22 protein-coding genes and 1 riboswitch are annotated in these 25815 nt (G+C 45.4%); of the genes, 14 read left to right on the forward strand and 8 right to left on the reverse strand.

Translation table 11 applies throughout. The features are described from left to right. Positions 1-174 precede the first annotated feature (174 nt). Positions 175-909 (reverse strand): LysM peptidoglycan-binding domain-containing protein, encoded by a 735-nt coding sequence (locus JJQ88_RS03055; protein ID WP_210364271.1) that lies wholly within the window; start codon positions 907-909, stop codon positions 175-177. Between the two features lie 574 nt (positions 910-1483). On the opposite strand from JJQ88_RS03055, the gene JJQ88_RS03060 reads away from it, so the two are divergent. Beyond that, positions 1484-2986: a malate:quinone oxidoreductase gene (locus JJQ88_RS03060; protein WP_210364272.1), complete on the forward strand. Its 1503-nt coding sequence runs from the start codon at positions 1484-1486 to the stop codon at positions 2984-2986. Positions 2987-3172: 186 nt separating this feature from the next. Here the strand turns inward: JJQ88_RS03060 and modB are convergent, their stop codons facing one another. Further along, a complete protein-coding gene (gene modB / locus JJQ88_RS03065; protein WP_210364273.1) occupies positions 3173-3829 on the reverse strand; it encodes a molybdate ABC transporter permease subunit in 657 nt (218 codons plus the stop codon). A 1-nt stretch (position 3830) separates the two neighbouring features. After that, positions 3831-4619, reverse strand: a complete 789-nt coding sequence (gene modA, locus JJQ88_RS03070; protein ID WP_210364274.1) for a molybdate ABC transporter substrate-binding protein — start codon at positions 4617-4619, stop codon at positions 3831-3833. Positions 4620-4767: 148 nt separating this feature from the next. Between modA and JJQ88_RS03075 the strand changes: the two genes are divergently transcribed. The 6 genes from JJQ88_RS03075 (at position 4768) to JJQ88_RS03100 (ending at position 10554) form a co-directional block, all read left to right on the forward strand. Further along, positions 4768-5697, forward strand: a complete 930-nt coding sequence (locus tag JJQ88_RS03075; RefSeq protein ID WP_210364275.1) for a substrate-binding domain-containing protein — start codon at positions 4768-4770, stop codon at positions 5695-5697. Positions 5698-5808: 111 nt separating this feature from the next. Then, positions 5809-5912: riboswitch (TPP riboswitch) on the forward strand. A gap of 114 nt (positions 5913-6026) precedes the next feature. Further along, the gene (tenA, locus tag JJQ88_RS03080; RefSeq protein ID WP_210364276.1) at positions 6027-6710 is read left to right on the forward strand and encodes a thiaminase II; all 684 of its coding nucleotides are present in this window, start codon (positions 6027-6029) and stop codon (positions 6708-6710) included. Then, positions 6710-7300, forward strand: a complete 591-nt coding sequence (locus JJQ88_RS03085; RefSeq protein WP_210364277.1) for an ECF transporter S component — start codon at positions 6710-6712, stop codon at positions 7298-7300. The genes tenA and JJQ88_RS03085 overlap by 1 nt, the downstream gene beginning before the upstream one ends. After that, positions 7284-8867 (forward strand): ABC transporter ATP-binding protein, encoded by a 1584-nt coding sequence (locus JJQ88_RS03090; protein ID WP_210364278.1) that lies wholly within the window; start codon positions 7284-7286, stop codon positions 8865-8867. The genes JJQ88_RS03085 and JJQ88_RS03090 overlap by 17 nt, the downstream gene beginning before the upstream one ends. After that, positions 8864-9604 (forward strand): energy-coupling factor transporter transmembrane component T family protein, encoded by a 741-nt coding sequence (locus tag JJQ88_RS03095; protein WP_210364279.1) that lies wholly within the window; start codon positions 8864-8866, stop codon positions 9602-9604. Before JJQ88_RS03090 ends, JJQ88_RS03095 begins: the two co-directional genes overlap by 4 nt. A gap of 224 nt (positions 9605-9828) precedes the next feature. Then, positions 9829-10554 carry a sulfite exporter TauE/SafE family protein gene (locus JJQ88_RS03100; RefSeq protein WP_210364280.1) on the forward strand — a complete coding sequence of 242 codons (726 nt, stop codon included), beginning with the start codon at positions 9829-9831 and terminating at the stop codon, positions 10552-10554. A 257-nt stretch (positions 10555-10811) separates the two neighbouring features. Here JJQ88_RS03100 and JJQ88_RS03105 read toward each other — a convergent pair whose 3' ends face one another. Further along, on the reverse strand, positions 10812-11252 hold the full coding sequence (locus JJQ88_RS03105) for a YtoQ family protein (RefSeq protein ID WP_210364281.1): 441 nt from the start codon (positions 11250-11252) through the stop codon (positions 10812-10814). Positions 11253-11726: 474 nt separating this feature from the next. Between JJQ88_RS03105 and JJQ88_RS03110 the strand changes: the two genes are divergently transcribed. Beyond that, positions 11727-12920, forward strand: a complete 1194-nt coding sequence (locus tag JJQ88_RS03110) for an aminotransferase-like domain-containing protein (protein WP_210364282.1) — start codon at positions 11727-11729, stop codon at positions 12918-12920. Between the two features lie 399 nt (positions 12921-13319). Here JJQ88_RS03110 and ahpF read toward each other — a convergent pair whose 3' ends face one another. Then, positions 13320-14849: an alkyl hydroperoxide reductase subunit F gene (gene ahpF, locus JJQ88_RS03115; protein ID WP_210364283.1), complete on the reverse strand. Its 1530-nt coding sequence runs from the start codon at positions 14847-14849 to the stop codon at positions 13320-13322. Positions 14850-14861: 12 nt separating this feature from the next. Continuing rightward, entirely contained in the window at positions 14862-15425 is a 564-nt protein-coding gene (gene ahpC / locus JJQ88_RS03120; RefSeq protein ID WP_210364284.1) for an alkyl hydroperoxide reductase subunit C, read from the reverse strand. A 799-nt stretch (positions 15426-16224) separates the two neighbouring features. Here ahpC and JJQ88_RS21430 point away from each other — a divergent pair. From JJQ88_RS21430 to JJQ88_RS03135, 4 genes are all read left to right on the forward strand, one after another. Further along, positions 16225-16347, forward strand: a complete 123-nt coding sequence (locus JJQ88_RS21430; protein WP_282597654.1) for a hypothetical protein — start codon at positions 16225-16227, stop codon at positions 16345-16347. A gap of 102 nt (positions 16348-16449) precedes the next feature. Continuing rightward, a complete protein-coding gene (locus JJQ88_RS03125) occupies positions 16450-17697 on the forward strand; it encodes an MFS transporter (protein ID WP_210364285.1) in 1248 nt (415 codons plus the stop codon). Between the two features lie 835 nt (positions 17698-18532). Continuing rightward, positions 18533-19177: a LytTR family DNA-binding domain-containing protein gene (locus JJQ88_RS03130; RefSeq protein WP_210364286.1), complete on the forward strand. Its 645-nt coding sequence runs from the start codon at positions 18533-18535 to the stop codon at positions 19175-19177. A gap of 126 nt (positions 19178-19303) precedes the next feature. Continuing rightward, complete coding sequence (locus JJQ88_RS03135; RefSeq protein ID WP_210364287.1) at positions 19304-20830, forward strand: acetyl-CoA hydrolase/transferase family protein; 1527 nt, start codon at positions 19304-19306, stop codon at positions 20828-20830. A 149-nt stretch (positions 20831-20979) separates the two neighbouring features. Here the strand turns inward: JJQ88_RS03135 and JJQ88_RS03140 are convergent, their stop codons facing one another. Next, positions 20980-21828: a hypothetical protein gene (locus JJQ88_RS03140; RefSeq protein WP_210364288.1), complete on the reverse strand. Its 849-nt coding sequence runs from the start codon at positions 21826-21828 to the stop codon at positions 20980-20982. 347 nt (positions 21829-22175) lie between these two features. Between JJQ88_RS03140 and JJQ88_RS03145 the strand changes: the two genes are divergently transcribed. Beyond that, complete coding sequence (locus tag JJQ88_RS03145; RefSeq protein WP_210364289.1) at positions 22176-23855, forward strand: methyl-accepting chemotaxis protein; 1680 nt, start codon at positions 22176-22178, stop codon at positions 23853-23855. A 67-nt stretch (positions 23856-23922) separates the two neighbouring features. Here the strand turns inward: JJQ88_RS03145 and JJQ88_RS03150 are convergent, their stop codons facing one another. Next, entirely contained in the window at positions 23923-24234 is a 312-nt protein-coding gene (locus JJQ88_RS03150) for a hypothetical protein (RefSeq protein WP_210364290.1), read from the reverse strand. A gap of 403 nt (positions 24235-24637) precedes the next feature. Here JJQ88_RS03150 and JJQ88_RS03155 point away from each other — a divergent pair, with 403 nt between their 5' ends. After that, on the forward strand, positions 24638-25810 hold the full coding sequence (locus JJQ88_RS03155) for a ParM/StbA family protein (protein ID WP_210364291.1): 1173 nt from the start codon (positions 24638-24640) through the stop codon (positions 25808-25810). Positions 25811-25815: the final 5 nt, after the last annotated feature.

The raw sequence follows: 25815 nt of genomic DNA on the forward strand, positions 1-25815 counted from the left end.
TTCCTCACTTTTTGACTGCTTAGTGAGTATGTTACAGAACGAAGGGATAAAAGTCAAAGGAAAATGACTGAATGTCAGTCACTCTTCTTCCTGCTCCATGCTTTTAAGCAAATCCAGGGCATTCCTGAAGAAATGCCCTGGATTTTTTCGGAAAGCCTGCCCTTTGATCATCTCTTACCGGAACTTAGTCTGAAATTGTTTCACGATAGCATCTGTGATGGCGTCTGACATGCCGATGGCCTGTTTCTGTATTTCATCATACACTTGGATATCCTTTTGATAATCCATGTTGATCATTAAGACAGCCTCTGTTTTTGTTAAATCTAAATGTTTGTAGAACATTTTCCGGACCTCTTCAACGGTTAGGAACGGATTTATCTTCCCAAGGAATACTGAGATCTTGTCGGCATTGGCATACCATTTTCTCTCCGCTTCCGCTGCTGCCTGCTGATTCCCGGCGAGAGCAGCTTTCACCAGCTCAGCAGCCAATGTGAGATGCTCCCTTATTAAGCTGGCATACATGTCACCCAACTCATTTCCATACCATGGTTTCAGGACATCCCCCATGTCTGTGGCATTTTGGAGCAGGCGTGTGACCACAGGATCGACATCAGGCAATTTAAAGGTCAAACTGATGATGGTCATCCTTGTCCAGGCGATATGCTGTTCCCATAAACCGCGCATATCACTTTTCAATTCAACTTCTTGCGAGGTGATGCATTTAGTGGATCTGGCTTCTGTTTTTAGCGGGATGGCAATCCTTTGGCCGACATAAAGGCAGTTTGGATCCATTCCCGGATTAAGGGCGAAAATGTCGTGCAAGGAAATCCCGAATCTCTGGGCCAGCTGCCAGACGCTGTCACCTGGTTGGACAGAATAGGGATGTATGCTTAGTGGATGGTTTGTCATTCTCTTCACTCCTCAATTTCTCTGCTAATGACACATTATTCAGCTTTGCGATTTGGGTGAGGATAGAACGGGATCTGGCCGTTAATGATTCAAACCGGCTAATGACGTATGGGGTAGACCCAAGGAATAAAGGAGGGCTGTTTTTGGGCATGGCCAAAGAAAAGGGAAGCGTCCGAAATGATGGGGAAGGTTCTGGACCCTCACTGACTAGGAAGACACGACAATTTTTCCTTGAAAAAGGAATATTGTGTAGGTGCGAACAATTTTTGGCATACTTTGCCGAATATCCATCTTTTTGATGGAAGGTTCTTTTTTCCAAAACTAGCGGAGGTGAAATCCCGGTAAATCATGTCCCCCATATGCTGCAGTGCATACCCTATTTTTTACCATAAGTAAAAGGCTTAGAATTAGTACATTTTACTAGATATTTTGGGCAATTAATCATTATAATAGAATATAGTATGGTAATGGTAGAAATCAAAAAAGGTGTGCCTAGGTAGCGCCCCTTGCTTTTTATGACACCTAAGCAGGAGCCTACTCCTTTTTGCAAATTTAGGGGATAAGGATGGTTATAATGAGCAGCGTACAGGAAAAAACAGACGTTATATTAATTGGTGCCGGTATCATGAGTGCGACTTTGGGGTCCTTATTGAAGCAATTAGCGCCAGAATGGGATATCAAAGTGTTCGAGAAGCTCGCTGGCCCAGGAGAGGAAAGCTCGAATGAGTGGAATAATGCGGGGACTGGCCATTCTGCACTTTGCGAGCTGAACTACACAAAAGAAAAACCGGACGGATCTATAGATGTTAGGAAAGCGATAACAATCAATGAACAGTTCCAACTATCAAGACAGTTTTGGTCTTATCTTGTAAAGAGCAAACTGATTCACAACCCTCAGGAATTCATCAGGCCAATCCCGCATATGAGCTTGGTGCAGGGTGAACAAAATGTTGAGTTTTTGAAAAAACGTTTTAAAGCGCTTTCAACTAATCCTCTGTTCGAGGGGATGGAATATACCGAAGATCCTGTGAAACTGAAAGAATGGATTCCGTTGGTCATGGAAGGCCGTACTTCCGATGAACCGATTGCGGCAACAAAAATTGAATCTGGAACGGATGTCAACTTTGGCGCATTGACACGCACGTTGTTTGATCATTTGAAGGATCAAAACGTCCAGATTAACTATAAGCACAGTGTCAACGATATCAAACGCACAAGCGATGGATTATGGGAAGTGAAGGTGCGAGACCTCGATGGCGGTAAAATCGAGTATCATACTGCGAAATTCGTCTTTATCGGCGGCGGGGGCGGAAGCCTGCCTTTACTGCAAAAAACCGGCATTCCTGAATCGAAGCATATTGGCGGATTCCCGGTAAGCGGACTCTTCATGGTATGCAACAACCCTGAAGTGGTAGAGCAGCATCATGGAAAAGTATACGGCAAAGCGAAGGTTGGTGCTCCGCCAATGTCTGTGCCGCACCTTGATACAAGATACATCGATGGCAGGAAAGCCCTTCTGTTCGGACCGTTCGCCGGGTTCTCGCCAAAGTTCTTGAAAACAGGTTCGAATATGGATTTGATTACGTCTGTAAAACCGGACAACGTCATCACCATGCTTGCGGCAGGGGTAAAAGAGATGGCATTGACAAAATACCTGATCGAGCAGCTGATGCTATCACACGAAAAGCGGATGGAGGAATTGCGTGAGTTCATCCCGAACGCCAAAAGCGAGGATTGGGATACAGTAGTAGCCGGCCAGCGTGTGCAAGTGATCAAAGATACCGAAGCCGGCGGCAAAGGTACACTCCAATTTGGAACGGAAGTCGTCAGTGCAGCGGACGGTTCGATCGCCGCATTGCTCGGCGCATCTCCGGGTGCATCTACTGCTGTCCATGTCATGCTGGAGGTATTGGAAAAATGTTTCCCAGAGCGGATGTTTGAATGGAAATCGAAAATCAATGAAATGATCCCATCCTATGGCGTTTCATTAGTGGAAAATCCGGAGCTTTTCCAGGAAATCCATTCTTCCACTGCACAGACGCTTGGTCTGGAGGAAAAAGCACCGGCATACAGTTAATCCTTTGGATCCAGGAAAGGAAAACGCTAAGCAGCCTTTTCACCAATGAGCTATGATTCCTCGGAACCTTTGATCTGATTCGGGATCGAAGGTTCTTTTTCTGTCGGCAAAAATGATTTGATGGAGAATGAGAGAAGCTGTCCCTTGAGGTATGGGACAGCTTCTTTGCTCATTGGCGCGGAAATTTTATTTTTTCAAGGAATTGAGGAACAGCAACATGAAAAAGGAAATCCCGACCATGCTTGCTGCCAGGAGGGAGGCAGTCCCCATATCCCCTGAATCGATGGCAACATAAATCGCCGTAGGCGCAGTCTGGGTTTTGCCAGGAATATTCCCCGCGAACATGAGGGTGGCTCCGAATTCACCTAAAGCCCGCGCAAAACTTAAAATGCTTCCTGAGATCAACGATTTGCCTGCAAGGGGTACAGATACGGCAAGGAACACACGCCATTCATTTGCGCCATCCACGCGCGCGGCATTTTCGATATCCGCATCAATTGCTTCGAATCCGGTCTTGGAGGACTGATACATAAGCGGGAAGGCGACAACGGTGGAAGCAATGACAGCTGCCCATGGCGTGAACATCACAGGCTGATGGAAGAGCCACTCGATGAATTGCCCTACAGGACTGCTGCTCCCAAACAGGATAATCAATAAAAAGCCAACAACAGTGGGAGGCAAAACCAAAGGCAATAGAAAGATGGTTTCTGCGATGGCTTTGCCTTTGAAGCTTCGATTGGCCATGGCCTTGCCCAGCCAGACCCCGATGACCAGGACGAAGAGACAGGATAATGAAGCGACCTCGACCGACAGTCTGATGGGGGACCAGAAGTCAGTAGACATGTCACTCCTTTAGTCCTTTGAATCCAAACTTTTCAAAGGTCGCCATCGATTTTTCATTTTGAAGATACTCATAGAATAACTGGGCTTCTTCCATCTGTTTACTGTTCTTGACGATTCCTGCTGGATAGATGATGGGGCCGTGGCTGTCTTTGTCCGCAGTCTCGACAATCTTCACTTTTTGGGAACCTTGGGCATCGGTTTTATATACGACGCCCGCATCGACATTGCCGGTTTCCACGTATGTAAGGACTTGGCGGACATCCTTCGCATAAACCGTTTTGCTTTCGATTGCTTTCCATAAATCCAGATGATCGAATGTCTCCTTCGCATACTTGCCCGCCGGGACAGCTTCCGGGGTGCCAATGGAAATTTTATCTGCTTTGGCCAGGTCTTTAAAACCATTGATCCCTTTATCTCCATCTTTAGGAACAACAAGGACAATCTCATTGCCAACGAGGTCGATTTGATTATTTTTATCTATGAAGCCATCAGCGACTAATTGATCGAATTTGTCCTCGGCTGCTGACAGGAAAAGATCGACTGGAGCGCCTTGGGCGATTTGTTGTTGAAGGGCTCCCGATCCGCCGAAATTGTAATGGATCTTTATGTTTGGATGCTTCTTGTTGAAGTCAGCCGTGATGTCGGACAACGCATCCTTCAGGCTTGCAGCAGCGGAAACAGTCAATTCTGCCTCCTTGGCAGGCCCCTTCTCCTGTTCTTTGTTTGAACAGCCAACCGTCATGGCTGATAGGATCATGATGGTGATGAATAGAAAACAAATCTTTCTCATTTTCATCCTCCTGAAATATAATATGTTATATCTAATTATAATTGATTATAACTAATTATAACGTGTTATAAAGTTAAAAATATCACATCTAAATGTCAATGTTTTATTGGAGATTATGGGATAGAATTGAGGATGGAGGGATGCAATCATGCCAAAAGAGCTTTCCTATACGATTGAAGAAGTATCACAGCTGTTGAAAGTATCAAAATTGACCATATACGATCTTGTCAAAAAAGGCGAGCTTCCAGTATTCCGGGTGGGAAGGCAAATGAGGATGCATGCCAGAGATCTGGATCAATATATTAACAATCATAAAACGGCCGGTTCGCATGTTCCAGTCATCGAAGAACCTGCTCAGCCTGCCAGCAAGGAACCGTCACGGCTGGTCATCAGCGGCCAGGACATGGTTTTGGATATACTTGGGAAATATTTGGAGAAGGATCATCCATTCAAGGCATTGAGGTCGCATGCCGGAAGCTTGAACGGCTTGATTTCCATGTATAACGGCGAGTGCGATATCGTCAGCCTCCATATGTTTGACGGGGATACAGGCGAATACAATCTTCCCTATATCAAAAAAATATTGGTTGGGTATCCATATATTTTAATGAACCTGCTGTTGAGAAAAGCAGGCCTCTACGTCAAAGCTGGAAATCCGCTGAACATCCAATCGTGGACTGATTTGGCGAGGGAAGATGTTTCGATCGTCAACCGGGAAAAAGGTTCAGGCGCAAGGATTCTGCTCGATGAACAGTTGAGGATCCATGACGTCCCTTCAAGCCAAGTCCAGGGATATCATCAAGAGGAAAGCAATCATCTAAGCGTAGCCTCTGCTATTTTTGCAGGCAAGGCGGATGTGGGCGTGGGAATTGAAAAGGCAGCCAAGGTTGTTGGTGTCGATTTTATCCCGCTTATAACGGAGCATTATGACATAGTCGTCATCAAAAAACAGGAAAATGAAAAGTTCATCCGTGCTGTAAAACAGATTTTGACATCCGGGCAGTTCCAATCAGAAATCAACGCCATTGGCGACTATGATACTTCCCAGACGGGAAAGGTCATTCATGAAACTTTTTAAGGATTTTGTCGATACAATCCGGGTAGTACCTTCGGTTTATCTTTATAGAAAGCATATAAAGTTGATTGACTTTATTGAAAAGCGTGTGTAGAGTAAATAGTAAATTAATAGGAAGACCACTAGGGGAGCCATTGAATGGCTGAGACAGGAAGGATCCTGGACCCTTTGAACCTGATCTAGTTCATACTAGCGTAGGAAAGTGGAGTCTGTGCATGGGTATATGATTGACGATTATTCTGCCGCTCCATTTTTGGGGCGGTTTTTTCATTTTAACGGAAGGGCCGCTCCATTCAGTGTCTTCCCATCTTAACAAATGAGGAGGAATCACGATGAGTTTTTCAGCAGAACTAAGGAAAGAAGCCGACCCGATTTTCCAGGCGATTTTCGAGCATCCGTTTGTACAGGGGATAGCCAAAGGAGATTTAACAAGGGAACAATTGATCCACTATGTGAAACAGGACTTTGAGTATTTGAATTCATTCATCAGAATTTATGGAATAGCGATTTCAAAGTGTGAGAGTCGGGATGATATGGAACTGTTCAACCAGCAGATTTCCTTTATCATCAACAGCGAAACGCACCCCCATCATAATTTTTGCCAGGTTGCGGGGGTTCGATTTGAAGAATTACAGGGCTATCCATTATCCCCATCGGCCCACCAGTATATCCGCCATATGCTTACCGTTGCGCACGAAGGAACCCTGGGTGAAATTTTAGCGGTCTTATTGCCATGCCCCTGGACCTATTGGGAAATCGGAAAAAAGATATTAAGTGAAGTGAAGATAGAGAGCATCCATCCATTTTTCGACTGGATCTGTTTTTATGGGAATCGCACGGACTCGATCACAATCAACTATTGTGAGCGTCTTGATCAGTGGGCCCTGGATGCGACAGAGAAAGAAAAGGAAAAGATGAAAGAACATTTCTTATTAAGCTGCCAGCTTGAATACATGTTTTGGGATATGGCGTATAGACTCGAGGATTGGCCAGTGAACATGGAGGTCGTGCGCTGATGAACTGGAAGATGAATGAAGTAGTCCTGGCCGTGATCCTGTCTGTGGCTTGCGGAGTGATCTATTTAGGCTGGTCTACGCTTTGGATCCCGATTTCCGCTCTTGTCGGCCCGGTGGGTGCAGGCTTTATGTTTGGCATTTGGGTGATTGCCAGTCCAATCGTAGCCTATATTATCCGCAAACCTGGAGCAGCACTTATCGCAGAAGTAGTCGCGGCAGCCGTAGAGCTTTTGACTGGCAGCCACTTTGGATTATCTGCACTTTTGATTGGCGTTTTCCAGGGGATTGGTTCAGAAATCGCATTCGCCCTATTCAGGTATAAACAATACAACTTATTTACATTGATGCTATCCGGGGCTCTGGCGGCGGTTGGAGGGATGATATATAACCTCATCGCAAACGGGTTTGGTTACTATACGCAGGAAGTATTTTACATGACGCTGGGCATCCATGTCATAAGCGGGATCATCCTTGGCGGCTGGCTGGCGAAAGTGATCGTGGATTCACTCGCTAAAACAGGTGTGTTGGAACAATATGAAATCATGAAGGAAAAAAGGAAGAGGGAAAACATACATGCAACTGGGATGTGAAAATCTTTCAGTACGTTTTTTCAACCGTTCCGAAAAAATACTCAATAATATTTCTTTATCGATCAATAAAGGAGAGAAGGTCCTGATCCTTGGCCCAAGCGGGAGCGGGAAGTCCACGCTCATTTCTGTGCTCGCGGGCATCATCCCCGAGCATATCGAAGCAGAGGTATGCGGGAAAGTATTCAAGAATAAGAACGCTGGAGTCATGTTCCAGGATCCTGATACACAATTCTGCATGCTGCATGTGGACGAGGAAATCGCCTTCAGTCTTGAGAATCGATGTATCCCGAGAAGCGATATGGACAGCCTCATCTCTGCTTTCATGGATCAAGCAGGGCTGAAGGTCGATAAGCGGACGCCCATTGAAACACTGTCAGGAGGCATGAAACAGAGATTGGCGTTAGCCTGTTTATTAGCATTGGAGCCGGAAGTGCTATTTTTCGATGAGCCTACAGCCCAGCTGGATCCGGCTGGCCGGAAAGAGATCTTCGAGTTATTGAATCACCTTGCCGAAAAAACAAACCAGACGATGGTGTTTGTCGAACATATCCTGGATGGCTGTATTGAATGGATGGACCGGGTCATTGTCATGAACGAAACGGGAAGCATCATCGGAGATGGGAAGCCGGAGGACATCCTGAGGTACTTCCATCATGAACTTGAAGAAGCCGGGATTTGGCGCCCGAAACTCTTTCCCGAAAAATGGTCGGATGTCATCCGGAATCCTGCGCACCCTCTCTCGGTCAGGCTTTCCGAGAGGATCAAAGGGAAGCGGCAATCAGCAACAGAAGGATACAGTGACAGGGACATCGTGATCAGGACCGAGAATCTAGACATCGGCTATGGCAAGAAACCGATCGTGACCAACTTGGATATCAAGATCCACAAAGGGGAATGGGTATCCATCGTCGGGGAGAATGGCAGCGGGAAAAGCACCTTCCTGAAAAGTCTGATCCGCCTCGAACAGATAAAAAAAGGGAAGATCTACTTCCAAGGTACTGAGCTAAGAAAATGGCCGGATCGGGAATTATATGAAGAAGCAGGCTTTGTATTCCAGAATCCAGAGCTTCAATTCATCGCGAATACGGTTTTTGAAGAAATTGCTTTTGGCGGGCGGCAAAGAAATTGGCCAGAAAAGCAGATCGATACGAAAACAAACCAATTGCTCCGGGAATTCGGATTGGAGGCTCATCGCGATACCCATCCATTCACATTAAGCTTAGGGCAAAAACGGCGGTTAAGTGTGGCGACGATGCTCTTGTTTGATCAGGCTTTATTGCTGCTTGACGAACCGACATTCGGCCAGGATGAAAAAACTGCCCGGGAACTGATCAAACGTTTAAAAGAGAGACAGGAACAGGGAACGACAATAGTCATGGTTACCCATGATATGGATTTGGTGGATGATTTATCAGATCAGGTCATACTCTTCAGCAAGGGCAGGGCAGCTTATCAGGGGACGCCATATGGATTATTTTCCGACCGGAAGCTTTTGCGCGAAAGCAAGTTGATCCCGCCGCTCCATTACGAATTGCTGCATGGCCAGAAGGAGAGCGTTGTAGTATGAAGGCTAACCATTCCTTTCTTTCTGCCTTGAATCCTTCCTGCAAGCTGTTCGCCCACTTTTTGGTGATGTTTTTATTGATGGCCATATCGGATCCGAAGGTGACTTTGTTCATCTGGCTGCTTGCTGTGTCCATTGGGATTTTTTTAGGCGGATGGAGAATGACGTATCTTTTGAAAAGGCTATTGCCTTATCTGGGATTTTTTCTGCTTGTATTTTGGATGTTGGCGGCCTTTGGAAAAGGGGAAGAAACGATTTGGAAATGGGCCTGGTTCCATGTGACAGAGGAGAGTGTCAATCATGGACTCACAATCGCTTTGCGGATGCTAGGGTTTGTCACATACGGATTATTATTCACTTCCACGACTGACTTGACATCCTTCATTATGAGTCTAGTCCACCAATGCCGGCTTTCGCCTAAATGGGCATACGGACTATTGGCCGGAATCCGCTTCATCCCGTTATTCCAAACCGAACTAAGCCAGATGAAAACGGCCCATAAAATCAGGGGCTACAGGCAAAAGAACAGCTGGAAAGCATTCATGAGGTATTCGCTGCCGCTATTTACCCAGGGAATCCGGAAATCAGAACGGATTGCGGTCGCGATGGAGGCCCGGGGATTCACGGGTACAAGGGACAGGACTTATTACCAAACAACGGAAGTAGCTGCAAGGGATTGGATTTACCTGCTGTCCCTGATCCTATCCGCGCTTGGGATTGTTGTTATCCTCGGTGGATAGGGGGCGTTGTCACCAGCCGATGCCCCGCAGGCTGGAGCCTGGGAAGATCGTTTTTATAGCGCGTAATGGAAGGATACCTATCTTTATGGGTATCCTTTTACTTTTGATGCCATTTTTGCTAAAGTGCTAGTGTCATCCAATGCTTTTGGCAGTTCGGACAGGGATAAGGACATTTTCGTGCACGTAGCGGTTATTCCTGTTCACGCCGGGAAAGGGGGTTCGTAATGGATATTTTTCTGTTCATTGTGATCATTTTGGCAGCTTCCATCCTTCAAACGAGTACAGGCTTCGGTTTTTCCATTTTGGCAACCCCATTTCTTCTTTTGCTGTTTGAACCGCGTGCGGCGATCCAAATTAATCTCGTATTGTCCCTTGTCATTTCAATCGCATTGATAAGGACCATCAGAAAAGATATTGATTATGCTGTCCTGAAAAGATTCCTTTTAGGGAGTATAGCAGGACTCCCAATCGGCATCTCCATCTTCCTGTTCATTGATCTATTGAAACTAAAGCTGGCAATCAGCATGATCATCATCGGCCTGACGATCATGCTGATCCTTAAATTCAGGATCAAGCAAAATAAACGGCGGGATTTCCTGATTGGCGGCTTCTCGGGGTCCCTTACAACAAGCATCGGGATGCCCGGGCCGCCTTTATTGCTATATTTTTCCGGAACCGATGCGCAAAAGGAAAAGGTCAGGGGCACGACACTTGGATTCTATCTGGTTATCTATTTCATCAGCTTACTGATCCAGGTGATTTTTGCGGGAACAAGCAAGACCGTCTGGATTTTCAGTGGGGCTGCGTTGCCGCTGGTGCTGATCGGCCTGTATTTGGGCCAGCTTCTGTTCAAAAGGATGAACCACCACGTTTTTCGCCTATTCACGTATATCCTTTTGCTATTTACAGGAATCTATTTGCTGATCGAAAGTGTAAGGGCATGGCAATAGCATCCGTGTTAACCAGAGTGTGCCGAAAATAGCCCATGTTGCTGGGGAAACGGGGAATCAGGCGTCGGTGGTGTGGCAAAAAACAGATTGATTGAACAGGACGAAGAATAGGAAAGGAGCCGTGGACCTGGATGGATGTTCCAGGTGCAAGAAGCGGGATTTATGACCCATGAGGCAATGCCGACAGAGGGGGTGGCTTGCCGCATGCCTAAAATAGAAAAGAGGCCATGCGCGCTCACACTGGCCCCTCGGAAAACTTATTCAAAAATATAACGGATGACATCCAATGCCTGGTCTACCGTTTCCACCGTTACATTCGCCTTGTTTGAGAGTTCCTTTAATGGGTGGATCAATGATTCAGGCCTGATGATGATTGTTGGTTTGTTCAGTGTAATGGCCGCACTTGCATCCATCGCCGTATTCCATTGTTTGTACTTTTCACCGAATAACGCAATGACAATATCTGATTTTTGCATCAAAACCTGTGTCCGGAAGTTGTTGATATCGGAAGCAGCGTCGTCCTTATACAGGTTCCCTGGCTGTTTTCCTAAAATATCCTCGCCAATATTGTCCGATTTGTCGTGGTTCGTTTGCGGACCGACAAATGTTAGCGGGAGATTTTTCTCCTTTGCTTTTTTTGCGAATTCTTCTCTCCAGTCATCATGAATTTGTCCTGCTAAGTAAACGGTCAATTCCATCCTGGTATCCCTCCAAATTCTCAATATTCTACTTCTATCATATATAACTTGTTGCCAGAAAGACAAACACTCCGACTCTCTGCACGGATTTTATTCCCCGGGAAATGTCGAAATGAATCGAAGGAACGAATCGCTCGAAGGAACGAATCGCTCGAAGGAACTTTTGCGAACTTTCCAAAGGTTCAAAGAAATGCTGCCAAATGAATCTACCGCTGGACCATTTTTTGGCTGAAGAGAATTTAATGCTTGTTGAAAGCAATATAATGCTAGTTGGAGAGAATATGATGCTAGTTGGAGAGAATATAATGCTTGTTAGACAGGGTTTCATGGTCTCTTTTCAATGGGTATGATCCTCAAAACAAATAATTTGAATATTCCCTCTCCTGTTTGACAGGCTAAGATTTGGAAGTTAAGGTAAGGGAATATACACACCATTTAATACAGTCAGATAAAAAGGAGGGGAGCATAGACGTTTTGAAGGGTACTGCATTTTTTCCTGAACACATAAAAACTGCATTGAAGAACACTCCTCCTGGTGAATGGCTGCCGGACATTCCAGCAGGGTGCATCCGCTTGAGCTCCGGCTATCCGGCACCGCATCTTGTCCCAGTGAAGGAGTTCAAAGCCGCTATAGCTGGCATGCTTGATGTGGAGGAGGATTTGCCCTTCCACTATATTGGGAGCCCCGGGATTCCAAGGCTAAAGGAACAAATCAGAGAGCGGCTGGCGGTTCGAGGTATGGCTGTCGGGGAAGAGGAACTGCTGATAACGTCCGGTGCCTGCCAGGCAATCGACCTGCTTGCGCGCGTCCTCGTTGACCGCGATACGGTTGTAGCGCTTGAATCGCCTACTTATATGGAGGCGCTGGAGATCTTTAAAAACTACACCGAACGTTTCATCAGCCTAGCGGTCGATGAGCACGGACTCGACACCACCTTGTTTGAAAAGGCGCTCGCCGAAAGGAAAAAAACGGGAAGAGCCTTGCCTCGGTTCCTTTATACGATTCCAAGCTTCCAAAATCCAACAGGCACAACCATGTCGGCAAAACGGAGGGAGCATTTGCTGTCCCTTGCTTCGAAATACGATTTCCTGATCATTGAGGATGATGCCTATGGCGAGTTGGGTTTCAAAGAAAAGCCGGTTCCTATAAAAGCGCTGGACAAAGAGGGACGGGTCATCCATATCGGTTCATTTTCAAAGGTAGTCGCTCCTGGTCTTAGGGTGGGCTGGTTAGCTGGACCGGGCGATGTGACCAAAGCAGCCGCATGGTTTAAAAAAGATCTTGACCACCCGTTTGCACAAGCGTCGATGGCTGCCTTTTTGGAGGGGACTGACTTTGGCAAAAGACTGGAGTTGTTGACGGATACGTATCGGCAAAAAGCAAAAGAGATGATCGTTTCAATGAAAAAGAATCTTCCTGAAGAGGTCTCCTGGTACATGCCGGAAGGGGGATATTTCGTTTGGCTCAAGGTTCCGGGAGTGGATACCGCGGAGATGCTGGAAAAAGCGCTTGATTTGGGTGTTTCCTATGTCCCCGGCAAGTACTTTTTCCTGGACCAGGCAAAAGGGAGCGAGTTCCTGCGCATTTCTTTCAGCTATGTGGAAAAAGAGGAGATCATCGAAGGAGTCAAAAGGCTTGGCAATGTGATGAAAACGATGCGAAAATAATCTTTTTCAAACTCCGGGGAGAGTCCATTCGAGTCGATGCATAAAAATGGCTCAAGATTCTTAAATTGAATCTTCTCCGTAAATCAATAGAGATCTTCTTTGGATTACATGACTGCAAATTTCAGGAGCACTCAGGGGCACATCAAGCAGGAAAAATCTGTTTGAAAAATTTTTCATAGGAAAAAATTCATTTTAATAGCGAAATTACAGTTTTCAGAGCGAATCTCTTTTTCATAACGAATTTTTAATTCTCATAGCGAACTGGTACCAGTTCCGCAATGCTAAAAAAGATTCCTAAACAATTCGGTGTAAAAAAAGACTGCAGGCAATCGCATTTGCCTGCAGTCTTGTCTGATGAAGCCTAGATCCGAAAATGAATTCAGGTCTTTTTTATAAAAGTTAATTCCGGATAAGGTAATCGAATGCGCCCAGCGCTGCGGTCGCACCGGATCCCATGGAAATGATGATTTGCTTATAGGCGCTGTCGGTGCAGTCGCCTGCAGCGAATACGCCAGGGATGCTGGTCGCGCCGTGCTTGTCGACGATGATTTCGCCGAAGCGGGTGCGTTCGATTGTATCGCCGAGCCAGTCGGTGTTCGGCACAAGGCCGATCTGGACGAATACACCCTGCAATTCAACGTGATGTTCTTCGCCAGTCTCACGGTCAATGTAAGAAATGCCGTCCACCTTGTCTGTGCCGGTGATTTCCTTTGTCTGGACGTTCTTCAGCACTGTTACGTTCGGAAGGCTGTAAAGACGCTCCTGAAGGACAGAATCGGCTTTCAGCTCAGGCATGAACTCAAGCACTGTGACATGCTTGACGATGCCGGCAAGGTCGATTGCCGCTTCGATGCCGGAGTTGCCACCGCCAATGACCGCGATGTCTTTCCCTTCAAAAATCGGGCCATCACAGTGAGGGCAGTAGGCGACACCTTTGTTCTTGAATTCGGCTTCTCCAGGGACACCGATGTTCCGCCAGCGGGCACCAGTTGAAAGGATAACGGTCTTGCTCTTCAGCACTGCGCCGTTTTCGAGTTCAACTTCAATCAGGTCCTTTTTCTCCAGCCGTTTGGCACGCTGGAGGTTCATCACATCGATGCCATACTCCTTGACATGTTCCTCAAGGCTGGCAACGAGCTTAGGACCTTCCGTGTATTTCACGCTGATGAAGTTCTCAATGCCCATCGTATCCATGACCTGGCCGCCGAAGCGCTCTGCCACGATTCCTGTGCGGATGCCTTTGCGCGCAGCATAGATCGCCGCGCTGGCGCCAGCGGGTCCGCCGCCGATAACGAGGACATCAAAAGGTTCTTTATCGGAGAACTCGGAAGCATCAGGTGCGCTGCCCATCTTTGCGAGGATTTCCTCAAGCGACATCCGGCCGCTGCTGAAAGGCTCGCCATTCAAGAATACAGTTGGCACAGCCATGACTTCTTTTTGCTCTACTTCTTCTTTAAAAGCGGCGCCATCAATCATAGTATGGGAAATGCCAGGGTTCAGGATGCTCATCAAGTTCAGCGCCTGGACAACATCAGGGCAGTTGTGGCAGGTCAGGCTGATATAAGATTCAAAGTGATACTCCCCTTCGATGCTCTTGATCTGGTCAATCACTTTCTGGTCAACCTTCGGAGCCCGTCCGCTCACTTGGAGCAGGGCAAGCACCAAAGATGTGAACTCATGGCCTAGAGGGACACCGGCAAAGACGACACCTGTATCTTCGCCGATCCGATTCACGCTGAAGCTTGGCGTTCTTTGCAATTCCGCATGTTCTACTTTGATTCTCTGTGACATCTTGGCTAGTTCATCTACTAAAGCCAGCGTGTCGCGGGATACTTCATCTGATCCAGCACTTACTTTAAGCAGCACATCGCCCTCCATCAATTGAAGGTATTGGGCTAATTGTGCCTTGATTTCTGCATCTAGTATCATTTAGGCAGCTCCTTAGATTTTACCTACAAGGTCAAGGCTTGGCTTAAGTGTTGCGGCACCTTCCTGCCATTTTGCTGGGCAGACCTCGCCAGGATTGTTACGTACATATTGTGCAGCTTTAAGTTTGCTTACGACTGTGCTTGCGTCACGGCCGATGCCGCCTGCGTTGATTTCAACAGCCTGGATGATGCCGTCTGGATCGATGATGAATGTGCCGCGGTCAGCAAGTCCTTCTTCTTCGTTGAGAACGTCGAAGTTGCGGGTAAGCCTCTGTGAAGGGTCGCCAATCATGACATATTCGATTTTGCTGATGGCTTCAGAGTGATCGTGCCATGCTTTATGGGTAAAATGAGTGTCGGTAGAGACAGAATAGACTTCCGCTCCAAGCTCTTTTAAAGTAGCATATTCATTTTGAAGATCTTCCAATTCAGTAGGGCATACGAAAGTGAAGTCTGCTGGGTAGAAGCAAACAACGCTCCATTTGCCTTTGAAGTTTTCTTCGTTAACATCGATAAAATCACCGTTATGGTAGGCCTTAGCTGAGAATGGTAGTACTTCTTTTCCGATTAGAGACATAATCGAATTCCTCCTAAAATGTATTATTTTATAGTATAAATAGCTTGTTTCAAGAAAAAACAAAACTATTTATTAAACTATAATAATTATAATTCAATATTGATTATCATATAAAACGATTTGCTTTGTCAAGCAATGATATCCGATTTTTGCAAAATAATAGGCAATCATGATTGCTGCCGCAAGAAAGAGCCCATTTGCTTACACTCATCCACTTGATCTCCTGCTTGAAGCCAATCAGACCTTCAGCAATCCTTAAGGCGTTTTCAACTGGGAGATGGCCGACCTTTATCAGGACAATTGAAGAAATGGCCTTTTTTCTGTCTGGGTGGAAGGCAAGTAGGTCAGGGATGTTCCATTTTTTGAAAAAAGTCCTTGAATATGGTTCATCTGTATGCTAAATTGAAATCAACTTTATGGAAATGGAGGTTTCCTTTCATGCAATCCAAAACTTTGAACCGTTAATTGAATACGTTCAAAGGCTCTGCCGCCGTGCAGGGTAAATGGGATTGGCTGCCTGCCATCAGGGAACCTTTATTTTGCGGATATATAAAAATGAGGGGGCGAATCTGCCCTCTTTTTTACTGGCTATTTTCAGGAAACGGGAATCGCTCGGGAACTGGAATTTGGCCATTTTGCCATCATCATTTACTTTGCGGCACAGGCGGGGTCTGTGCTTTTTGTATGCCAAGAAATCAGAAAGAACCTATAAGCCTTATAAGGAGATGGTTTTAATGAGATTGCGTGAAATAATTGGGAAGCCATTGAAATAAAATGAATAGGTATAGATTCCCCGGTGGTGAACGTACGACAAACCGTAGGGAAAGGAATCGTCATTTTCCAGCAAGAGGCTGTGCCGCCGATGCAATCGTTTGGAGCCGGGCTAAAAGGAAAAAGCGGCAGCAAGCTTGCTTGCAATTGAGCTGATTGCTGCTAAAGCAGGGCTGGAAAATAGGCGGCTTGATCAGAAATCCTCTGATAAACAACCTCGTTTTTATAAAAGACTTATAAAGGAGACAATCAAATGGGTGAGTCAACCAAAAATAGCGGGATAGGGGAATTGTTCCGCAACCAGGTGATCCGGACGATTTTGCTTTCAATTCTATTCCTTCAGGTCGGGATCTGGGTAAGGAACTTTTCGATTTTGTTATACGTTATTGAAAAAACGGATGGGAATCCGGTCGCTGTGTCGATGATTTCAGTTGCCGAGTTCGCTCCAATCTTTTTATTTTCTTTCATAGGGGGAACGTTCGCGGACAGATGGCGGCCGAAGAAGACCATGATATGGTGTGATGTTTTAAGTGCTGTATCCGTTTTTATCGTGCTGATCACGTTGTTTTTTGCCAGCTGGAAGGTAATCTTCTTCGCAACGCTCGTTTCAGCGATTCTCTCTCAATTTTCGCAGCCATCTGGCATGAAGCTGTTTAAGCTGCATGTCCCGATTGAACTTGTCCAGATGGGGATGTCCATGTACCAGACGATTTTCGCCCTTTTCATGATCCTTGGGCCGGTACTAGGAACCTTTGTCTACCAGCACTTTGGCATCATGGCAGCGATTGCTGTGATGGGTGTTGCTTTCATATGTTCGGCTGCCGTCCTGCTGATGCTCCCTGCGGATCCGGAACCAGAAGCGGAAGGGCCTGCAACGACTCTGGTCCATGAAATGAAGGAAGGCTTCCGCTATGTGTTGAACAGCCGGATCTTGTCATTGCTGGGAGGCTGCTTTGCGGCTGCCGGCCTGGCGATTGGCTTGACACAGCCTCTCGGAGTCTTCCTGGTCACGGAAAGGCTCGGGCTGCCAAAGGAAGATTTACAATGGCTGATGGCAGCATTCGGCGCCGGCATGATCCTTGGCGGTGGAATGACAGTCGGGATGGCAAGAAAAATATCGCCGCAAGTCCTCTTGGCTGCCGGCCTTGCAGCAAGTGCCATCGGTTTTGTCACGATGGGCCTGTCGACAGCCTTCTGGCTTACTTTGGCTGCAGAGTTCTTCTCCGGGCTGTTCATGCCGAGCATCCAAATTGGCATCAACACCATGATCCTGCAAAACACAGAAGAATCATTCATTGGAAGGGTGAATGGCATTTTGAACCCGCTGTTCATGGGAGCAATGGTGATTACGATGTCGGCTGCCGGCTGGTTGAAGACCCACTTATCGATCGTTTACTTATATGAGATTTCAGCCTTGCTCCTTGTTATAGGGATCATTGTCCTGCTGCCAATCATGAGAAGCAAGGCAGTAGGCTCGGCCAAAAGTGAGGTCCAAAGCTGATTCCCTTTCACAGGAAGCAGCATCATTGTGCGGCAGTGATGGAAACAAAAACGCCGGAGGATACAGGTTCAATATTTAAGCATATATCCTCTTTTCATTAGGCTATGTTAAAGACCAGTGTTGTTTTTAAAACCTGTTGATTGGAGTGGAAGGCACGCAGACGCCAGCGGGATCAGCGGGAAAGTTGAGACCCCACAGGCACTTTTGCGCCGAGAAGGCTCAACTCGCGCCCCGCGGAAAGCAGGGAGCCTGGATTGTAAATCAACCGTTTATTGAAGAGCAACGAAAACAGCCTAAATAAACAATGGTTTTTTAAGGGCCTGAAGGATCTTGGTTTTTACCGACAGTTGATGAATTTACAGGAGATGAAGATTTTTGGAACTATTCCCGCTTGTATTTTTTTGTATAATAGGAATCCTTATACTTTTTGCCATCATAGAAACAGCAGTAAAACGAGGAATCGATGCATCGGAAACAAATAGATTACTGAAAAAAATCCTCGAGAATCAAGAGAAGATAAACTAGTTTTATGTGGATTGGCAAGGAAACCCGGTATAATTAGGGTTTCCTTGCCTTTTATCGGATGATCGGCACTAAAATAGTGCCGCAAGTTTTTTTGGAACCCAGATTCTTTCACCATTTTCCTCCGTGTTTCGTCCGCAGGATTCCAAAGCCAGCAAATCGCTGGACTCATCCTGACTGACAACGTGTTCTCGTGGATGGTCCGCGGGCTTGCCCTTGATTCCATTGCTCTTTTCCTTTCGTAAAGCATACTTTTTTAAAAACGGGTTATATTTTTACAATCGTAGTATAATATTTTTGAGGTGTTAAATTGATGGAGGATATTACGTTAGGCTCACTCCTGGATGTAATAGGAGAACTATTTTCCGATGAGATATCAATCGCTGTTTCAAATACAAAAGAATATGTGTATTACCGGCCAAGTAAACGGGTGGATTTGAAAATCAGCGTCGGCGATCCAGTAAAGGAGGGGACAATCGCATATAAAGCCCTTGATTCCAGACAGAAGGTGTCCGAATTCATCAACCGTGACGTTTTTGGCATACCTTATCACGGAATGTCGGTTCCATTCATGCATAATGGAGAGCTTGAAGGGTGTGTCACTGCGATTTATCCCGCTTTGACGGATGGAAAGTCTGTTGTGACGCTGAAAACCACGGATGGGTGGCTCCCGATTCCCTTTTCAAAGGTCATCTATATCGAGGCGAAGGACAAGAAGACGCACGTTTACTCGGAAGTAGCTTCAGGGACGCATAAATACACCCTGCAGGAGTTTGAATATTTGCTGCCAAAGGATTCGTTCATCAGGTGCCACCGATCATTCATCGTTAACGTTAACCATATACAGATGATTTACCCTGATACCCATTCAACTTTTCTGCTGTCGATGGATAATGGGGAACAGGTTCCGGTCAGCCAGTCGTATTCGAGTTATTTCCGCAAACTGCTAGGGTTCTAAGTTTCTGTTTTAGCCATTGAATTTGCTATCTTATCAGAATTTTCGGTTTTGTACACAAAAAACCCTATCTTAATGTTTGTAATGGGTAAAATGATTATATTCATTCGTTAAGAGAGGGATCATGTTATGGAAAATCATTTGGACCGTATCAGGGATCACCGTCTGAGGGACCGGATTGTCTCTCCCGAAGAAGCAGCTTCCTGGATTGAAAGCGGGATGACTTTAGGCTTGAGCGGCTTTACACGCGCAGGCGACGTGAAAGCGGTTCCATTCGCGCTGGTTAATCGCGTCAAAGAAGGCAAATCCTTTAAAGTGAATGTCTATACTGGGGCTTCCTTAGGTTCTGACGTAGATAAATTATTTGCGGAAGCGGGGATTCTAGCAAAAAGATTGCCGTTCCAGGCTGATCCGACCATGAGGAAAGGAATCAACGAGGGGGATTTCTTGTTCGTTGACCAGCATTTATCGCATACAGCAGAATCGATCCGTTCAGGTGTAATGGATATCGACATCGCTATTTTGGAAGCGGTTGCAATCACAGAGGACGGGATGGTCATTCCTACGACTTCAATCGGGAACTCCCTGTCATTTGCGCTGAATGCAAAGTCGATCATCATTGAAATGAATAGCGCGCAATCACCGCAGCTGGAGGGGCTTCATGACTTATATGAGCCTGGTAAACAGGGTGAGCGTCAGCCAATCCCGCTTGTCAAACCGGATGACCGGATCGGGACAATCGGGATACCGGTGGATATCGAAAAAGTAAAGGGAATCGTCTTTACCGACCAGCTCGATTCACCATCGACAATTGTTTCGCCAGATGAAGAAACCGTCCTTATGGCCCAGCATCTCCTTGATTTCCTGCGAAAAGAAGTGCAGGCAGGCAGATTGACCGAGCGGCTGGCACCGCTGCAGTCAGGGATCGGTTCTGTCGCAAATGCTGTTTTACATGGGCTTCTGGACTCGGAATTCACAGATTTGGAGGTGTATTCCGAGGTCCTGCAGGATGCCGTGTTTGATTTGATGGATGCGGGAAAAGTGCGTTTTGCTTCGTGCTGCTCGATTACGCTCTCGGAGGAAAAAATGACTCAAGTTTTTTCAAACTTCGAGAAGTACCGTGATAAATTGATCATGCGTCCACAGGAAATTTCAAACCATCCAGAGATCATTCGCCGCCTCGGGCTGATTTCGATCAATACAGCTCTGGAGCTTGATCTGTACGGGAATGTCAATTCTACCCATGTGTCAGGTACTAAGATGATGAATGGCATTGGCGGTTCCGGTGATTTTGCAAGGAATGCAAGGCTTGCGATATTTGTTACGAAGTCGATTGCTAAAGGCGGCAGCATTTCAAGCGTTGTTCCATTCGTTTCGCATACAGACCATACGGAGCACGATGTCGATGTGATCGTGACCGAACAAGGATATGCCGACTTAAGGGGTTTGGCTCCAAGGGAAAGGGTGGAGAAGATTATCGAAAACTGTGCCCATCCGATGTACCGCGGGCAGCTAAGGGCCTATTACGAAGAAGCGAAAATGAGAGGCGGACAAACGCCGCATGTCTTGGAAAAAGCGCTCTCCTGGCATATCAATTTGGCAGAAAAGGGGACAATGCTGGAAGATTCAGCAGTAACCGTTCTGTCAAAAGGTTAAAAAGCAAACCCTGGAAAAGATTCCAGGGTTTTTTGGATTTCAAACTTGTGTTCATCTCCATTTCCCCGAAAACACATGCTTTTCGGGTTATAGAGGTGGTGGCTTTTTCTCAGTCTCCGCTTTACAGAAAATGATTCCGGCCGGAAACATCAATATACAAGCTGTAAAATAGCATCAATATCTGAGGTTGCTGACCTCGACCTTGGATTGCGGATCAGCCTCAGCCATATTTTTGAAATTGTCCTGCTCCTGTTCTTCTGGCTGTCGACAATGAAGGTAATGGGCTTATTTTTCATGGCGGTATCTTTGATGATCTGATTCGCTTTCTCTGCCAGATCAGGGATATTGACTGGATGTTGAAAGTGGGTAAGTTTGATGATTTCCATAGTTTCAGCTAAGGGCAAATGGCGTTGGTCTTTTATCCGCATGTCGACAATGAGGCGATGATTCGTGTGCGCTCCAGTAAAATGATCCTCATCGACTATGTAAATGGGCAAGGGCTTTTCAATCAGCTTGAGGGACAATTTGCCGCCCGAGTGTTCGATCCTCAACCGGAGCATTTTCCTATAATGGATGGCAAGACCCGCCCATTCCGCTAGTAAGGGCAGCAGCATGCATGCTGCCGGGATGATTAAAAAGGGCTTGATGATAAAGTAGACGGGGTTGAACGATAAATGATAATAATAATGGTTCATTAAGGAGTAAATCAAGAAGGTCAAGACAGAGGATGCAGCAATGTACCTGAATATCGTGTTCCGTTGGGCTAGTAGCAGCAGTTTGCAGGCATAGCTTGTCCAGCTTATGAGGCTCTTCAATAGGAGAAAAGCGAAAGGAATCGCCATGAAAGGCTTAAGGACATAATCGACCGGATTGAACTCGATCATCCATAGATTGGCATTCGAATAGGCAAAAACAGAATAAGGCAAGATGAGACTTCCAGTTAGATAGAAAAATACTTTGAATCCTGACCTCTTTTTCGTAGATCCATTCATAACCAATTGCACCCACTCCTCTATAATTGCTCCTGATTTGCATTCATTTTAACATAGCGAAAAGCCTGATATTCAAAGAATCATCAATCAAATTCCCTTATATATAGCTAAGAATCGGCATTTTTTCTTACAATTTTTGTCTTAGTGTGAATCCTGGTAGCGAATGAAGACGGCGTGTACAATCTTCAGAAGGGGAGGGGAATATTGAAAAATTTGCCGAACGTTAACATCCAGTTTACATTTCTTCTCTATAATATATCGTATAGGTAATTAGTAGGATATGGAGGTACTGGTGTTTCATGAATGAAAGGTATTCTTTACGTCTTTTAAAAGGCTTTTTTGGAAGAATCAGTATGCAAGGAAGGTTTAATTTAGGCACAAGGCTGTTTCTATTATTTGTTTCCTTGCTGGTTTTATCAATTGTTGCGGTTGGAGCCAGTTCTTATATGAAAGCGAAAGAAATGGCGGTTCAAACAATAGAGGACAGATTATTAAGAGAAGTTGAATTGATGGGATACATAGCGGAAAATTTGAAATTTGTCTATGTGAGTGATGATGAATATTTCATGCAGCAACTGCAATCCAATGTTCGCACTCAGCATGGAAAGCTTTCGAAAGATGGGGTCATTTCACATTTTTTTTACATACAAAATAATCAGGCCATTCCTTTTAACATAACAAAGAAATCTGGCATCACTGTTCCCCGCAAAACGATTTCAGCGATCAAGGAAAAAAAGAGGGGGGTCATTCATCAAACAATAGAGGGAAAGGATTACACGTTTGCCTTCCAGGAAATGAAGGAGGTGGAGGGGATTTATTTACTTCTCGTTCCTGCTTCATCCTATTTGCAGCCAATCGACGAAATGGGCTATTTTACGATTCTTGTCATGGTCATAAGTATGATTGCCGCTGCATTCCTGATCCTCCATTTTGTGGGGAAGGTGACGAAACCGTTGAACCTCCTGCGCCATACAATGAGGAACGTCCGCGAGGGAAGACTTGAATATGCCCAGGAAATCAATACAAGCATTCCTGAAATCTCCTCTTTGCATAAAAGCTATAATAGCATGATTGGACAAATGATGAAGATCGTGCATGAAATGGCTGTTACAACGGGAGAATTGGAAACTAGGGGAGATGCCTTAAAGGCTTCTTCGCAAAATGCGCTTGCCAGCAGCAAGCAGCTGGTTGATGCCATTTGCCTTGTTAAAGAAGGGGCTGAACAGACGGCTTCCAGTTCGGAGGTCAGCGTGAACAACTTCAGAGATATGAAAAAGATGACAGAAGGAATATTTGAAAATATGGAGAGTGTTTTTCAGAGTTCTGCAACCATGAATGAATCGACAGTTGACGGGGATAAAAATATCGGGGAGTTAATCGCAGCCACCCATCTGCTCGGAAAGGATTTTGAAAATCTAAAAAATACAATGCAAAATGTGAAGGATTTTTCCAGGTCAATCACCAATCTTGCAGGATTGGTAAAAGTGATAGCCGAGCAGACAAAGCTGCTCTCGCTGAATGCTTCGATTGAGGCTGCACACGCGGGTGAAGCAGGGAAGGGATTCGATATCGTCGCTAATGAAGTGCGCAATCTTGCCGAACAGTCAGAAAAGACAACAGAAGAGATTACTGTCGCCATCAAGAACATGGAGAGCATTTCAACTGCAGCCGCCGATGAATTCGAACAGCTGAATTCGAAAATCAAGGCAAACTTGACCATGGCGAACAATGCAAAGATTTCGTTCGATGTGATGAAAGGCGAAATATCCATCGTGAGCGATCAGTTGCATTCCATGCAGGATGAACTGACTAGCCTTGAACAGATCCTCCCTCTGCTAGAGCAGGGTGCGGATCAATTTTCTTCTGTATCCCAGGAAACTCTGGCCAGCACAGAAGAGATGATGGATGTAAGCAAGATTCAAAGCAGGCAAATGGCAGCCACTGACGAAATAGGTTTCCATTTAAACCTTTTAGCGAAATCACTCTCTAAAATCACCCAGCAGTTCAGCATTGAAAAGAATCCGAGCATATAGATAGGGCCATCCCCGATTCTTCGGGATGGCCAACTTTTTTTGATTTAATTCTTAAATCCAGTTTTCCTTAGTTTGGGACTGCTAACTCTCCTACTAGCAAAATGACCAGTACCAGTCCGATATAGGTTACAAGGAGAACGGATACAGCGCGATCTTTAACCTTTTTAATTAAAATGAGAGCAAAGGTGACGACATTCACCCCTGCAAAAATGATAATGGAAGTAAATATACTATCCTCTGCGAGGCTCAATCCTTCATTTACGAATGGCAGTTGGACACCAGAAATCAGCTTTCCGATTGTCATGAATGCCAGGAAAACCCCCATCAAACCAATTGCCCATTTACGAGAATGGGTTTCTGGATAAGTACGTTGTTTCATGTTATGCCTCCTCTCGCTTTCTTATTCCCGATATTCCTCCTGCTAATCCATTTTTTGTCTTGAATAAATGATAGAAAAGCCTAATGGTTTTTCCAGAAAAAGACTCCGAAAAACTGTGTATACATTTTTCGTTTACATGTTTACAAATTGTAAACGATTGTAAACAAAAATGTATACATGTGTACAAACTCGTACACATGCTGTATTATAGGAATGTAAACAAAAATGTAATCGTTGTAAACGGATTTGTTTACAAGCCTTATTTTGTTTACAAATTGTTTACAGATTTACGGTTTGATGTTTTTTTACGCTAGGTTATTGAAGAATCTCTCATTCCCCTTTAACCTTATATTAGAAGAAACGGCAATACATACTATTAAACTTGAGAAAAGGATGGTACATAATGACGAAATCCAGAATCGCAGCAATTGATGTAGGAAACGATTCCGTTAAAGCCTTATTTGGAGAATTGGACAACGAGTTGAATATCCCGAATATCGTTGCTCGGGATACGGAGGACCGCCCGGTAATCGGAATTGAAGAGTTGGATGAAAAAGATCCGCTTGATGGAATCCATGTCCGTGTGCATTCCCCTGCATTAAAAGAGAACAATGTTATCTATCGTATTGGAAGCCTGGCAACAAAGAGCGACCATGCGACAGAGTTGGATCCGGGAAGCAGCAAATCAGAAGAGGACCAGACATTGGTCATGCTTTTCGCTACCCTTGCGCTTGATGCCGTTAATGAAAAGAATGCGAAACTTTTTCCCAAATCGAAGAATGTAGTGGATGCGAACTACACACTTGGCACTGGCCTCCCTCTTCGGGAAGTGAAGGAAGGAAAAGATGCAGGTTATCGTTCAAAATTGATTGGGTCTGTCCATCAGGTTGAATTCCTGGTCACACCAAAATATCAAGGCTTGAAAGTAAACATCAAGTTTGATGATGTAAAAGTCTATCCTGAAGGCTTTGCGGCATTCATCAACCTGGTAATGGATAACAACCTGAAAATCATTAATAAAGATTTAATTGATAGGCGAATCCTGATCCAGGATATTGGCGGCTTATCGACCGATATTGCCGTCATCAAAAACCGGAATGTGGATGATGACAAGGCGCAAGGCTTCAATCTTGGAGTTTCCGAAGCGCTTGAAGCGATCCGCGAAGAAATCCGCAGCAAACACGGTGTAGAGCTTGATAGCAGACGGGATGTCGTGGAAGTCATCACTCGTAAAAATGACCGCAACCATATCATGGTCAAAGGAAGCAGGACAAGCGTCCATGATATCACTGACCGTATCCTTCTCGAATTGGCCAAGAAGCAATACAGGCTGCTAAGGAATGTATGGCAGAAGAATTCCCAGACAGAAATTTGCTACTTTGTCGGCGGTGGATCTACAGTATTGAAGGAATACATCAAGACAATCAACAATAATCTCGATGGGTACAATATCGAGTTCTTTGAAGATGAAAAAGAGAGCATCTGGATGATGGCGAATGCATATTACAAGCTGATCATGGATTATGTGAAGAAAACAGAGAAGCCAAAGTCAAATGCAGAACCTGTCAAAAACTGATTAAG

Origin of the sequence: Bacillus sp. REN3 (assembly GCF_017912555.1) — a bacterium.
Taxonomy (GTDB): Bacteria; Bacillota; Bacilli; order Bacillales; family Cytobacillaceae; genus Mesobacillus.